This window comes from Thauera sp. 27, from assembly GCF_000310125.2.
Classification (GTDB): Bacteria; Pseudomonadota; Gammaproteobacteria; order Burkholderiales; family Rhodocyclaceae; genus Thauera; species Thauera mechernichensis.
The window spans coordinates 120,206-132,639 of the sequence record NZ_AMXB01000011.1; the positions used below are offsets into that span (position 1 = coordinate 120,206).

Annotated in this window: 13 protein-coding genes and 1 pseudogene; 5 read left to right on the plus strand and 9 right to left on the minus strand. The window is 67.7% G+C overall.

Translation table 11 applies throughout. The features are described from left to right. Positions 1-383: 383 nt before the first annotated feature. The 5 genes from glyQ to B447_RS08200 all read left to right on the plus strand — a co-directional run bounded on the left by glyQ (position 384) and on the right by B447_RS08200 (position 5,447). Positions 384-1,310: a glycine--tRNA ligase subunit alpha gene (gene glyQ / locus B447_RS08180; protein WP_002928462.1), complete on the plus strand. Its 927-nt coding sequence runs from the start codon at positions 384-386 to the stop codon at positions 1,308-1,310. After that, a complete protein-coding gene (gene glyS / locus B447_RS08185) occupies positions 1,310-3,397 on the plus strand; it encodes a glycine--tRNA ligase subunit beta (protein WP_002938574.1) in 2,088 nt (695 codons plus the stop codon). Before glyQ ends, glyS begins: the two co-directional genes overlap by 1 nt. 61 nt (positions 3,398-3,458) lie before the next feature. Further along, positions 3,459-3,992, plus strand: a complete 534-nt coding sequence (gene gmhB, locus B447_RS08190; protein ID WP_002928467.1) for a D-glycero-beta-D-manno-heptose 1,7-bisphosphate 7-phosphatase — start codon at positions 3,459-3,461, stop codon at positions 3,990-3,992. A gap of 63 nt (positions 3,993-4,055) precedes the next feature. Further along, positions 4,056-4,829: a lysophospholipid acyltransferase family protein gene (locus B447_RS08195; RefSeq protein WP_002928469.1), complete on the plus strand. Its 774-nt coding sequence runs from the start codon at positions 4,056-4,058 to the stop codon at positions 4,827-4,829. Between the two features lie 243 nt (positions 4,830-5,072). Next, positions 5,073-5,447, plus strand: coding sequence for a 4a-hydroxytetrahydrobiopterin dehydratase (locus B447_RS08200; protein ID WP_002938578.1), 375 nt, complete (start codon positions 5,073-5,075; stop codon positions 5,445-5,447). Positions 5,448-5,520: 73 nt separating this feature from the next. On the opposite strand, the gene B447_RS08205 is transcribed toward B447_RS08200, so the two are convergent. The 9 genes and pseudogenes from B447_RS08205 to B447_RS22515 all read right to left on the minus strand — a co-directional run. Next, the gene (locus tag B447_RS08205; RefSeq protein ID WP_002928474.1) at positions 5,521-6,087 is read right to left on the minus strand and encodes a phasin family protein; all 567 of its coding nucleotides are present in this window, start codon (positions 6,085-6,087) and stop codon (positions 5,521-5,523) included. Between the two features lie 296 nt (positions 6,088-6,383). After that, on the minus strand, positions 6,384-7,160 hold the full coding sequence (locus B447_RS08210; protein WP_002928478.1) for an enoyl-CoA hydratase: 777 nt from the start codon (positions 7,158-7,160) through the stop codon (positions 6,384-6,386). A 53-nt stretch (positions 7,161-7,213) separates the two neighbouring features. Continuing rightward, the gene (gene lptA, locus B447_RS08215; protein WP_002928481.1) at positions 7,214-7,771 is read right to left on the minus strand and encodes a lipopolysaccharide transport periplasmic protein LptA; all 558 of its coding nucleotides are present in this window, start codon (positions 7,769-7,771) and stop codon (positions 7,214-7,216) included. Next, a complete protein-coding gene (gene lptC / locus B447_RS08220) occupies positions 7,768-8,343 on the minus strand; it encodes an LPS export ABC transporter periplasmic protein LptC (protein ID WP_002928484.1) in 576 nt (191 codons plus the stop codon). Before lptC ends, lptA begins: the two co-directional genes overlap by 4 nt. Further along, positions 8,344-9,333, minus strand: a complete 990-nt coding sequence (locus B447_RS08225) for a KpsF/GutQ family sugar-phosphate isomerase (protein ID WP_002938580.1) — start codon at positions 9,331-9,333, stop codon at positions 8,344-8,346. Positions 9,334-9,442: 109 nt separating this feature from the next. Beyond that, positions 9,443-10,081 (minus strand): prepilin-type N-terminal cleavage/methylation domain-containing protein, encoded by a 639-nt coding sequence (locus B447_RS08230; RefSeq protein ID WP_002938583.1) that lies wholly within the window; start codon positions 10,079-10,081, stop codon positions 9,443-9,445. 45 nt (positions 10,082-10,126) lie between these two features. After that, positions 10,127-10,852 (minus strand): type II secretion system protein, encoded by a 726-nt coding sequence (locus tag B447_RS08235; protein WP_083491430.1) that lies wholly within the window; start codon positions 10,850-10,852, stop codon positions 10,127-10,129. Continuing rightward, the gene (locus B447_RS08240) at positions 10,840-12,075 is read right to left on the minus strand and encodes a hypothetical protein (protein WP_037982545.1); all 1,236 of its coding nucleotides are present in this window, start codon (positions 12,073-12,075) and stop codon (positions 10,840-10,842) included. The genes B447_RS08235 and B447_RS08240 overlap by 13 nt, the downstream gene beginning before the upstream one ends. Beyond that, positions 12,072-12,434, minus strand: a pseudogene (locus B447_RS22515) (hypothetical protein); the annotation flags it as partial. The pseudogene B447_RS22515 and the gene B447_RS08240, both read right to left, overlap by 4 nt.

Genomic DNA, 12,434 nt, shown 5'->3' on the forward strand with positions numbered 1-12,434 from the left:
GCCAGCCGCGAGGGGTTGAAGGTGACGGGCGTGGTCGGCTGTGACGAAAAGCTCGCGGCTCGCGCCGCTCCTACAGCAGGGCGTCGCGCGCTCGATTCCCCCGTAGGAGCGGCGCCAGCCGCGAGGGGTTGAAGGTGATGGGCGTGGTCGGCTGTGACGAAAAGCTCGCGGCTCGCGCCGCTCCTACAGCAGGGCGTCGCGCGCTCGATTCCCCCGTGGGAGCGGCGCCAGCCGCGAGGGGTTGAAGGCGATCGCGCCCGCGCCGGGTCGAGCGGGTGAGGGCTTCGGCGCGATTGCGCCGAGCCGAAGCCCCCGCACTTGCCGAAGCCCGGTAAAATCACGGTCTTTGCGTGCGCTGCGCAGCCCGGAGGCTGCCCGAGACCATGACCACCGAATCCCGACTCGTGAAACCGACCTTCCAGCAAGTCATCCTCACGCTCCAGCACTTTTGGGGCGAGCGCGGCTGCGTGCTGCTGCAGCCCTACGACCTCGAGGTGGGCGCCGGCACCAGCCATACCGCCACCTTCCTGCGCGCCATCGGCCCCGAGCCCTGGAACGCTGCCTACGTTCAGCCCTCGCGCCGCCCCAAGGACGGCCGCTATGGCGAGAACCCCAACCGCCTGCAGCACTACTATCAGTTTCAGGTGGTGTTGAAGCCCTCGCCGCTGAACATCCAGGAGCTCTACCTCGACAGCCTGCGCGCGCTCGGCATCGACCCGATGGTGCACGACATCCGCTTCGTCGAGGACGACTGGGAGAACCCCACCCTCGGCGCCTGGGGCCTGGGCTGGGAAGTGTGGCTGGATGGTATGGAAGTCACCCAGTTCACCTATTTCCAGCAGGTCGGCGGCCTCGATTGCAAGCCGGTGCTGGGCGAGATCACCTACGGTATCGAGCGCCTGGCGATGTACCTGCAGGGCGTTGAAAACGTCTATGACCTGGTGTGGTCGATCGCGCCGGACGGGCGCAAGGTGACCTACGGCGACGTCTATCACCAGAACGAGGTCGAGCAGTCGACCTTCAACTTCGAGCACAGCAACGTCGACTTCCTGTTCTCGCTGTTCAACAACTACGAATCCGAGGCCAGGCGCGTGATGGAAGTCGGCCTCGCGCTGCCGGCTTACGAGATGGTGCTGAAGGCCGCGCACACCTTCAACCTGCTCGACGCCCGCGGCGCTATCTCGGTGACCGAGCGCGCCGCCTATATCGGCCGCATCCGCAACCTGTCGCGCGCCGTCGCCCAGGCCTATTTCGAATCCCGCGAAGCCCTTGGCTTCCCGATGCTGAATACCACCAAGGAGGCCGCGTGATGACCAGCGCGACCCTGCTCGTTGAACTGCTCACCGAAGAACTGCCGCCCAAGGCCCTGCCGCGCCTGGGCGAGACTTTCGCTACCCGGATCGCCGATGGCCTCAAGGCCAAGGGGCTGGCGCCTGCCGACGCCGCCTTCCACACCTTCGCCAGCCCGCGCCGGCTGGCGGTGACGGTTGCGAAGGTGGCCTCAGAGGCCGCTGCCAAGGAGGTCACCGAGAAGCTGATGCCCGTGTCCGTGGCACTCGACGCCGAGGGCAAGCCGACGCCGGCGCTGCTCAAGAAGATGGAAGCCAAGGGCATCCCGGTGGGGGCCGTCGCCGGCTTCGAGCGCCGCATGGACGGCAAGGCCGAGGCGCTGTTCCACACCGCCATGGTGCCGGGCGCCAAGCTCGCCGACGTCCTGTCGGCGATCGTGCAGGACGCGATCAAGGCGCTGCCGATTCCCAAGGTCATGCGCTGGGGCGACGGCGACGCGACCTTCGTGCGCCCGGTGCATAAGCTCACCTTCCTGCACGGCGCCGATGTGGTGCCGGGCCGCGTGCTCGACCTGGACTCGGGGCGCACCACGCGTGGCCACCGCTTCATGAGTCGCGGCGACATCGACATCGCGACTGCGGATGCCTACGAGCCCACGCTGCTCGCCGAGGGCAAGGTCATTCCCAACTTCGCCGAGCGCCGCGCCAACATCGAGCGCCAGCTGCTCGCCGAGGCCGCGAAGCAGGGCGCGCTGCTCAACGAATATGCCGACCTGCTCGACGAGGTCGCGGCGCTGGTCGAGCATCCGACGGTGTATGTGGGCGAGTTCGAGGCCGAGTTCCTTGCCGTGCCGCAGGAGTGCCTGATCCTGACGATGCGCGCCAACCAGAAGTATTTTCCGCTCTTCGACGGCGCCGGCAAACTGCTCAACCGTTTTCTGATCGTCTCCAATATGCAGGTGGCCGACCCGAGCAACATCGTCGCCGGCAACGCCCGCGTGGTGCGCCCGCGGCTCTCGGACGCGCGCTTCTTCTTCGAGCAGGACAAGAAACAGAAGCTCGAGGCTCGCCTGCCGCGCCTGGCGCCGGTGGTGTATCACAACAAGCTCGGCAGTCAGCTCGAGCGTGTCGAGCGCCTCGAAGCCCTGGCCGGCGCGATCGTCGCCCAACTGCACGGCGACGTCGCCGCGGCCAAGCGCGCCGCACGCCTGGCCAAGGCCGACCTCGTCACCGACATGGTGGGCGAATTCCCCGAGCTGCAGGGCATCATGGGCCGCTACTACGCGCTCGCCGACGGCGAGGGGCAGGTGGTGGCCGATGCCATCCAGGCCCATTACCAGCCGCGCTTTGCCGGCGATGAGTTGCCCGCGGGCAATGTCGCCGCTGCGGTGGCACTGGCCGACAAGCTCGACGCCCTGGCCGGCTTCTTCGGCATAGGCATGGTGCCGACGGGCGACAAGGACCCGTTTGCGCTGCGCCGCGCAGCCCTCGGCGTGCTGCGCATCCTCATCGAAGCGCCGCTGCCGCTCGAGTTGCCCAAGCTCATCGACACCGCTGCCGCCGGCTTCAAGCCCGGTCTGCTGACCGCCGAGGGTTTCGCCGCGCAGTTGCAGGATTTCATGTTCGAGCGCCTGAAGAACCTGCTGCGAGAGACAGGGCGCGACGGCGCGGTGATCGACGCCGTGCTCGCGCTCAAGCCGGTACGCATCGATCTGGTGCCCGCCAAGCTCGCCGCGGTGGAGGCTTTCCGCGCGCTGCCCGAGGCCGAGGCTCTGGCGGCCGCCAACAAGCGCATCGTCAACATCCTGAAGAAGGCCGAGGGTGCGCCGGGCGAGCCCGATCTCGCACTGCTGCAGGAGGAGGCCGAGAAGGCGCTCTTCCGTCAGGTGGTCGAAGTCGCGCCGCTGGTGCGCTCACATGTCGCCAACGAGGACTACACTGCGGCGCTGTGTGCGCTCGCCGGCCTGCGTGCGGCGGTCGACCAGTTCTTCGAGGACGTCATGGTGATGGCAGAAGAGCCGCTGACCCGTGCCAACCGCCTTGCGCTGTTGGCGCAACTGGCTGGCCTGATGAACCAGGTCGCTGATATCTCGCGCCTGTCGGCCTGAGCGTCACGAGACCCGCGGCGCGCGCCGTCGCGGGTATGTATGCATCCCAGGGAGTCTGCAGATGAAGCTCATCATTCTCGACCGCGACGGCGTCATCAACGTCGACTCCGAGCAGTTCATCAAGTCGCCCGAAGAATGGAAGCCGATCCCCGGCTCGCTCGAGGCGATCGCGCGCCTCAACCAGTGGGGCTGGCGCGTGGTGGTGGCGTCCAACCAGTCCGGCGTGGGGCGCGGCCTGTTCGGCATGGATACGCTAAATGCCATCAATGACCGCATGGTGCGCAGCCTGGCGCAGGTCGGCGGTCGCCTGGATGCGGTTTTTTTCTGTCCGCATGCGGCGGACTCCACCTGCGACTGCCGCAAGCCCAAGCCCGGCCTGTTCCTGCAGATTGCCGAGCGCTTCAATGTCGCGCTGCAGGACGTACCCTGCGTGGGCGACAGCCTGCGCGACCTGCAGGCGGGGGTTGCCGCAGGTTGCCAGCCCTTCCTCGTGTTGACGGGCAAGGGGCTGCACACCAAGGACAGTCCCGAACTGCCGCCCTCGACCCGGATCTTCCCCGATCTCGACGCCGTGGCCGCTACGCTCACGGCCTGAAACTCATGGCAGGCGCACCGTCAGGGCGGTGCGATCTGCGCCCAATGACGCCTGGACCACACTGTGCATCTCATCCGCTCATTCCTGTTCGCAATACTGCTCACACTGATCACCGTGCCCTATGCGATCTTTGCCACGCTGATCTTCTGGCTACCGCCGATGACCCGCCATCGCCTGATCACGTCCTGGGTGCCGGTGATGATGTGGGTGATCCGCCATGTTCTCGGTATCCGCTACAGGGTGATCGGTGCCGAGAACATGCCTGCCGGCCCGGCCGTGGTGCTGTCCAAGCATCAGTCCGCATGGGAGACGATCGCGCTGCAGCAGATCTTTCCGCCGCTGTGCTTCGTGCTCAAGCGCGAGCTGTTGCGCGTGCCATTCTTTGGCTGGGGTTTGGCAAGCATTCCGGGCATTGCGATCGATCGCAATGCGGGCAAGGATGCGCTCGCCCAGGTTGTCGAGCAGGGCCGCGAGCGCCTGAAGGAGGGTCTATGGGTTGTCGTCTTCCCCGAGGGTACGCGTGTTGCCCCGGGGACGGTGAAGCGCTACAAGCCGGGCGGCGCCATCCTCGCCAAGCGTGCGGGCGTGCCGGTGGTCCCGGTGGCGCACAATGCGGGCGAGTTCTGGCGGCGCAATGCCTTCGTCAAGCGCCCTGGTGAGATCATCGTCAGCATTGGTCCGGTGATCGACGTCAAGGGCGTGAAGGCAGAGCAGATCAACGCGCGCGCCGAGGCCTGGGTCGAGAGCGAGATGCAGAGGCTTTTCCCTCATCACTATGCCGGCGAGGCGTCGGCTGTGCATGACCAGGACGGTGGCACGGGCGCGCCCGAAGCCTGATCTGGTTACACGTCAGCCGCGAGGGTTTGAAGGCGATAGTCTTTTGTGGCGTGCCCGAAAAGCTCGCGGCTCGCGCCGCTCCTACAGCAAAGCCCGCCGCCGCGGGTCTCTCCCCCGGTGGGAGTGGCGCCAGCCGCGAGCTTTTCGTCGTCACGGGGGGGGCTTCGACGGCCTCTCATCTACGCCTTGGACGTGCGCTGCACCGCGGGCTACATTGAAAGCCCGAACCCGCAGGAGGTCGATATGAGCGACACACTGCCCGCGCTGGGCGAGGATGAGATTCGCCAGCGCCTGGCGCGCGAACTGCCGCATTGGTATTACGAAAATGGCTGGATCCGGCGCAAGTACCGCACGGAAGGCTGGAAGGGCACGCTGATGGTCGTCAATGCCGTCGGCCACCTTGCCGAAGCGGCCTGGCATCACCCGGACCTTGTTGTGTCCTATGCCTTCGTGATCGTGAAACTGTGCACCCATTCCGCGAAAGGGGTGACCGAGCGCGACTTCGCGCTCGCCAGCAGGATCGAGGCGCTGATCCAGTGGCAACCCGGCCGCGAGGGGGGTGTGCTTGAAGGCACTCCCAATGATGACCAGCGCTTCCGCTACATCAAATACGACTGATGCGTCGGCGGGCGGTAAACGCAAAACGGCCCCTCGATGAGGGGCCGCTTCGTCAGACCTTTACCGAGGAAGCTTAGGCAGCCTTCTTGGAGGTGGTCTTGGCGGTGGTGCTGACGGCCTTGACGGTGGCGTTGGTCGCGGCAGCCACGTTGGCTTCGGCGATCTCGGCGACTTGCTTGGCAGCCTTGCTCATGCTGTCGTAGGCGCTGTTGGCGGCGGCGATGGCCGACTTGACGGCGGCGACGGCGACGTCCGAACCGGCGGGCGCCGACTTGGCAGCCTTGTCGAGGGCGGTAGCGACGCCCTTGTTCAGCTCGGCGACCTGGCCTTCGAAGACCTTGGACATTTCTTCCTGGCTCTGCGAGGCGATCTCATAGACGCTGCGAGCGTAGGCGACGGCCTTCTCGACGATCGGCTGGGCCAGCGAAGCCTGCAGGCTCACCAGTTCCTGGACGTCCTTGGCGGCGAGCAGGGTCTTGGTGTTGGCAACGCCGTCCTCGAGGATCGAGCGGGCGGTGTTCAGGTTCAGGGCAGCGAGGCGCTCGGCGCTGGCGAAGGCGGTGTTGGCCAGGGTCAGCAGGGTCTCGATGTTGGCCTTGTTGGCGGCGGCGAACTGCTCGGGGGTGGTGAAGTTGCTCATTTGAATCTCCTGTAATCAAGCCCGGATTGCATGCACATCGTGGTTTCATGCCACATGTTGCGTTGCAGCATGGTTCGGATTATACGGAGGCGCCTCAAGCTGTCAAGCGAAAATTTGTGCATCGCACAATCGCTATTCGATTGCTTTATCCAATCATGTGCGCCGCTGTCCGGCCCAGCAAACGCTTGGTCTGCCGAGCGATCCACATGCAGTGTGCAACACCCTTGTTGCGGGCCGATGACCAAGGCACTGCGGCGTGGCATGGCCTTGCCGCAGTGCAGAAGGGGGGTGAGCGATCAGTCGTGGGTGAAGTTGGCCTTGCGCTTTTCGACAAAGGCGGCCATGCCTTCCTTCTGGTCGTTGAGGGCGAAAGCGGCGTGGAAGACGCGGCGCTCGAACAGCAGGCCTTCGTTGAGGCTGCTTTCGAAGGCGCGGTTGACCGATTCCTTGATCATCATCACCACCGGCAGCGAGAAGCTGGCGATGGTCTCGGCGGCGGCCAGGGCCTCGTCGAGGAGTCTGTCGGCCGGCACCACGCGCGACACCAGACCGGCGCGCTCGGCTTCGGTGGCATCCATGAAGCGGGCGGACAGGCACAGGTCCATGGCCTTGGCCTTGCCGACCGCGCGCGGCAGGCGTTGCGTGCCGCCTGCACCCGGCAGGATGCCGAGCTTGACTTCGGGTTGGCCGAACTTCGCGCTGTCGGCGGCAATGATGATGTCGCACATCATCGCCAGCTCGCAGCCGCCGCCCAGGGCGAAGCCCGCCACTGCGGCGATGACCGGCTTGCGGCAGGTCTTCACGCGTTCCCAGTTGCGGGTGATGTATTCGCTCTTGTAGGCGTCCATGTAGGAGAAGGTAGCCATCGCGCCGATGTCGGCACCAGCGGCGAACGCCTTTTCGGAGCCGGTGATGACGATGGCGCCGATGCCTTCGTCGGACTCGAAGTCGTTCAGCGCGGCGGTGATCTCGTCGACGACCTGATCGTTGAGGGCGTTGAGTGCCTTGGGGCGATTCAGGGTGATGAGGCCGACGCGGCCGCGCTTCTCGGCGATGATCAGTTCAAAGCTCATGGGTTCTCCTGTTGTCGGGGTGCTGCGTGTCGGTGGAAGAAGGTCGAGTGCGCTTACTGTTGGCCGTCCGACTTGGGCTGGATCACGGCACGCACCCGGCTGGATGGTGCGCCCGGCTGGCTGCCGGGGGCGTTGGTGACCAGGTAGTTCTCGGTGATGGCGTCGTATTCGATGTAGTGGCCGCTGACCTGATCGCCGCCGCTGGTGACGCGGGCGCGGTTGAACAGGCGCGCTTTCTCGCTGCGGCTGTCGTATTCGATGCGCTCGGCTTCGCCTTCGACGTACTGATCCGTAGTGCCTTCGCGGCGCTGACGGAAGGTGGCCAGGCGGTTGCCGGTGGCGGTGGCGACGCCGTTCTGGAAGCCCGCGGCGTCCTGGGTCACGACCAGCTTGTCGCCACGGATCGTCAGTGAGCCCTGCGACAGGATCACGTTGCCCTCGAACACGTGCACCTTGTTGCGGTCGTCCACCGTCAGGCGGTCGGCCTCGATATTGACCGGCTGCTCGCGGTCGGCCTTCTCGGCGATGGCAGGGGCGGAAAATGCGGCGAGCGCTGCCACCCCCAGGGTGGCCAGGCAACGGGTGAGGGATATGCGATGAGTGTGCTTCATGAGGAGGGTCCTTGGCGGCGAGGCATGTGGGTGCGGACCTCGCCGGTCAGTTCGAGCGTGCCGAACAGGTTGTCGGCGCGCATGCCCTGGGCGGTGGCCCGGCTGTCGCCGCGCATCAGGACCACCGGGGAGTCGGTCTGGGCGCGGTGGGCGTCGGGCCACACCGTCAGCGTTTCGGAGTCGAGTGCGAGTGGCAGGGCGTCCGCGGAGCCAGGACGGCGGACCTGCACCTTGCCTTCGAGATCGACGCGCTCGCCCCCTGGGGAGACGTCGCCGCGCGTGGCGCTGATGTGGGTGTCGCGTTGTGCGTCCTGCATGTGCAGGCGCGGTTCGTGGAGTCGGGTGATGTCGCTGCCAGGGAAGTGCTCGAGGCGCTCGGCGAGCAGTTCGTAGCGCTGCCGGCCGTCTTCACCGAACCCCACCAGGCGGGTGTGTTCGGCGACGAAGTCCGGACCGCCATGCTCGACCGCGGCAACCGGCTCTTCGATGCGGGTGATGCGCTCGAGCCAGAGCGAGGCGCCTGCCAGTGCGGCGAGGGCGAGAACCGGGTAGAGGCGCCAGGTGTCGATCACTCAGATCACCTTGGCGCGCATCAGGTCGTGAGTCGTGAGCGCGCCGACGAGACGGTTGTCGCCGTCGACCACCAGCAGCTGGCTGATGCGCAGGCGCTCCATGACCTCGGCGGCTTCGGCCGCCAGGGCCTGGGGGCCGATGTTGCGCGGATTGTGGCTCATCACCGCGGTCACGTGCGCGCTGCGCACGTCGCAGCCTTTCTCGAGCGCGCGGCGCAGGTCGCCATCGGTGAAGATGCCCTGCGGCCGATCGTCGCTGTCAACGATGGCGGTCATACCCATGCCACCGGCTGTCATCGCCAGCAGGGCGCTGCTGAGCAGGGCGTCGGGGCGCACGCGCGGCACGGCGTTGGCGGGGCGCATCACGTCGGCGACGTGGGTGAGCAGGCGACGGCCAAGTGCACCGCCCGGGTGCGAGCGTGCGAAGTCCTCCGCGGCGAAACCGCGCGCGTCGAGCAGGGCAACCGCGAGTGCATCGCCAAGCGCGAGTGCGGCGGTCGTGCTGGCGGTGGGGGCGAGGTTGAGCGGGCAGGCTTCCTCGGCGACGGCGGCGTCGAGGTGGACGTCGGCCTGTACCGCGAGCGGCGACTCCGGGCGTCCCGTCATCGAGATCAGGCGTGCGCCCTGGCGCTTGACCAGCGGCACGATGGTGAGCACTTCCTCGCTCGTCCCCGAGTTCGACAGGGCGATGACCACGTCTTCGGGGGTGATCATGCCGAGGTCGCCGTGTGCGGCTTCGGCGGCATGCACGAAGTAGGCGGGCGTGCCGGTGCTCGCGAGCGTAGCCGCGAGCTTGCGTGCGATGTGCCCGGACTTGCCGATACCGGTGACGATCACGCGCCCGTGGCGCTGGCGGATGATGTCGACGGCACGCTCGAAGTCTGCGCCGATGCGGTCGGCAAGGGCGGCGACTGCATCGGCCTCGATGCGCAATACCCGGCGGGCGAGGGCGACGGCGCGGCTGTCACCCGTTTCTGGAGTTGAGTCCATGCGGTCCATGCTTGAGACTGGCGGGGGCGCGGTGCGACGCGCATGGAATGTATCGCTGCGCGCAGCACCGTGTGCGAGCCCCCGATTGTATATCAAGCGCTACCCGTGCTCAGAGACTGGCGCAGACGGTGTGGCTGGCGCTGTCGTCGAGCGGATTGGTTGCCGAGATCGGCACCAGTGCGCCTTCGCCAGCCGTGCCGGCGCGCATTGATCCAGTTGCCGGGTTGCCATCGTCGAGCGCGATGTCGAGTTGGCGCACCAGCTTGCCGACGATTGCGTCCGAGCACACGACCATCGCGCCGGGGATGCCCAGCACGGTGCCGCCGCGCTGGACGCCGACCCTGCCGCCGACCGCATTGCGCGGCAGGAAGCCGGCATCGTCTGGGTCGGTGCTGCCGCTGGCGACGTTGGCGAGGCGCAAGTGCTGCCAGAAGCGCACGCTCTCGCTGCCGCTGCTGTCGTCCCAGTTGCCATCGATGACGCCGTTGCCGTTGCCGAGGGCTGTGCACTCGCTGCTGCCTGGGCACAGATGCATGCGTGCATTACGGTCGTCGCCGGGCAGGGCGCGGTACTTGTCCTGGTAGGCATGGACCATCGCGGGGATGCTGCGGAAATCCTGGCCGAGGTTCTTCACCTTGGCACTGTCGATCAGTTCCTGCCCCTTCATGACGCCGCCGAGCAGCAGGCTGACGACGAGCAGCACGATGGCGATCTCGACGAGGGTGAATCCGTCCTGCTTGGTGTTCATGGTGGTCTCCTTCGATGGTGGATGAAAAACACGGGTGTCCTTGCCCTACAGTCGTCCGCCCTGTGCCAGGCGGGCAATCAGCAACGGCCGGCCGAGCCAGGCGAGCAGGTCGTCGTAGTCGGGTGTGGGCGGGCCTGCCTGGTAAAGAGGGGCGGTTACGGTGTAGCTGGCGTTGAGGCCGTCGGCTCGCCGGTTGGGGCCGGTGGAGTAGACGATGGCGACGGCCTGCGAATCGGAGGTCGTGATGCGGCTGCCGTCGTGGCCGCGGATCTGAAGGTTGGCCGATGGCAGGGTGGCGGCGGTGATCGGGGCCTCGGCGAAGCGCGGGTCGACGCGGTAGTGCCAGTGCCCGCCCCAGTCGTCGCCCACCGCAGTGCGTGGTGAGCCCCACGCGTCGGTGGCGGGCACGGCCAGGCTGCGCCAGGGCAGGCGGCCTTCGCTTGCGAAGCTGCACGGCGCCGGGTCCTCGATGCCATAGAGCGGACTGGCGGGGTCGGTGGTGGTACTCGGGCAGGGCAGACGGCCGTGGATGAGTGCGAAGCCGATGAGGGCGTGCTGGATGTCGCCGAGGCGTTCGAGGCTGGCCTGGCGGTCGCGGGCGTCCATCCGGCTGCCCAGTGGCACCAGCAGGCCTGCACCGAGTACGGCGAGGATGACGAGGACCATGGCCAGCTCCACGAGGGTGAAGCCGCGGCCTCGGGGGTGTCGCGCAAGGGCTCGCTTCGGCCTCTCGATAGCGCGGAGCGGGGGCGTCTGTGTCATGACAGGCAGCGGACGATGTCTTGCACTGCCGGTTGTCCGCGCTCGTGGGCCGCGAAGCGCTCGGCGCCCTCGAAGCGAGGAACGCCGGCCTTGAGGTGGAGCGCGTTCGTGCCCTCGAAGTACTGTGCGGGATCGGCGCGCTGGGCGGCGGTTGCGCGCAGTTGGCGGCCAGCGCCGTGACGGATGCGTTCGCCGGCGAACAGCAGCGCCGCGCGGCAGTGCCGGGTGGTGGCAGTGTCTGAGGAGGTGATCTCGATGCAGGCGTCGCTGTCGGTGCAGATGGCGACGCGGATCTGGTCGCGCCAATGGTCGATGCGCGCCCGCTCGGCCGCGGGCAGTCCTAGGTCGGCGGCGTTGGGCAGGACGCCGGAGCGCAGTGCGCCGACCTCCGTGTCGAAATGGCGGTGAGTGAAGTCAGGTTCGGCGAGGCGAGCATCGAGCGCGGAGGCGATGTCCGAGATGAGCGCGTCGATCCGTGCCGCGTGGTCGGCGCGTCGGCGCAGGGCGTCGAAGATGTCGTCGATGCCGATCCAGGCGATCAGGTCGGCGCCCGGCAGATTACCCCCCGAGAACACGTCGAGCGTGCCATCCACCGTGGCCGGATAGTCGCCATCGAGGTAGTGCGCGAGATCGGCGACGGCCGAGTCGCCGCCGGGGCAGGTGCGACCGCTCGCAGGTGCGCGCACTTGGCCGGCCAGTGCGGGCCCTGGGGCGAAGACGATCGCGACGGCGCGCCCGTCCGGTCCGGCGGCGGCGATTCGGTGGCCGTCCGCGCCGTGCACGACGAACTGGCCCGGACTGTCCCAGTTCAGCATGAGCGCCTTGGGGTTGTGCTTGACGCTGCCGGCGACGGCGTACCACAGGCATTCCCCCCAGCCGTCGCGCAGGTCCGGGAGGCCGAGCGTCCGCCAGGGCAGGCGGCCGATCGCGCCCTGACCGCGGGCGCCGCAGGCGCCGATCGGTGTCGAGCCGGTGTTGCCGCTGTCCGGGCAGGGCAGGAATCCGTAGCCCTCGCCCGGGTGGCTCTCGTCATAGCTGACGGCGTAGCCGATGAGCGCTGCGCGCGCCTGGGCGAGAGCGATGACGCTGCGGGCGTGGGTGAGCATGGTGGCACGCGTGCGCAACTCACCAGCGCCGAGCAGGGCGCCCGCTCCCAGTACCAGCAAGAGCACGAGTGCTGCGAGCAGGGCCTGCCCACCGTGCGCTCGAGGTGGTGATGGATGTGCGCTCATTGTCGTGCGTCCTCGTCGGAGGTGTCGTGTGCGGTCGTGGCGGGGGCAGGCCAGAGGTCGCCGACGCGCAGCCGGGGGGCGCTGAGGCCGCTGGGAGCAAGCGCGGGTTCGTTGCCCGGCACCATCCTCAGGCCGGCCTGCGCAGGCTCGATGGGTTTGCCGTCGAGCCATATGGTGTGACGGCCGTCGGGGCGCCTGAGAACGCCGTCGATGCGTTTCGGCTCGGGCACTTGCACGCGTGCGGCGGGGGCTGGCGTGGGCGCGGCTGGCAGGGGGGGCTGCGGCGCGGCGGTTGCGACCGGCTCGGGTGGTGGGGCGAGGTCGTCGGGAGGCGCAGGCGCGGCGTCGTGTGTCGGCTG

Coding starts and splice junctions, on each gene's coding strand:
- glyQ (WP_002928462.1), top strand. CDS start 384: ATGACCACCGAATCCCGACTCGTGAAACCGACCTTCCAGCAAGTCATC.
- glyS (WP_002938574.1), top strand. CDS start 1,310: ATGACCAGCGCGACCCTGCTCGTTGAACTGCTCACCGAAGAACTGCCG.
- gmhB (WP_002928467.1), top strand. CDS start 3,459: ATGAAGCTCATCATTCTCGACCGCGACGGCGTCATCAACGTCGACTCC.
- B447_RS08200 (WP_002938578.1), top strand. CDS start 5,073: ATGAGCGACACACTGCCCGCGCTGGGCGAGGATGAGATTCGCCAGCGC.
- B447_RS08205 (WP_002928474.1), bottom strand. CDS start 6,087: ATGAGCAACTTCACCACCCCCGAGCAGTTCGCCGCCGCCAACAAGGCC.
- B447_RS08210 (WP_002928478.1), bottom strand. CDS start 7,160: ATGAGCTTTGAACTGATCATCGCCGAGAAGCGCGGCCGCGTCGGCCTC.
- lptA (WP_002928481.1), bottom strand. CDS start 7,771: ATGAAGCACACTCATCGCATATCCCTCACCCGTTGCCTGGCCACCCTG.
- B447_RS08225 (WP_002938580.1), bottom strand. CDS start 9,333: ATGGACTCAACTCCAGAAACGGGTGACAGCCGCGCCGTCGCCCTCGCC.
- B447_RS08230 (WP_002938583.1), bottom strand. CDS start 10,081: ATGAACACCAAGCAGGACGGATTCACCCTCGTCGAGATCGCCATCGTG.
- B447_RS08240 (WP_037982545.1), bottom strand. CDS start 12,075: ATGAGCGCACATCCATCACCACCTCGAGCGCACGGTGGGCAGGCCCTG.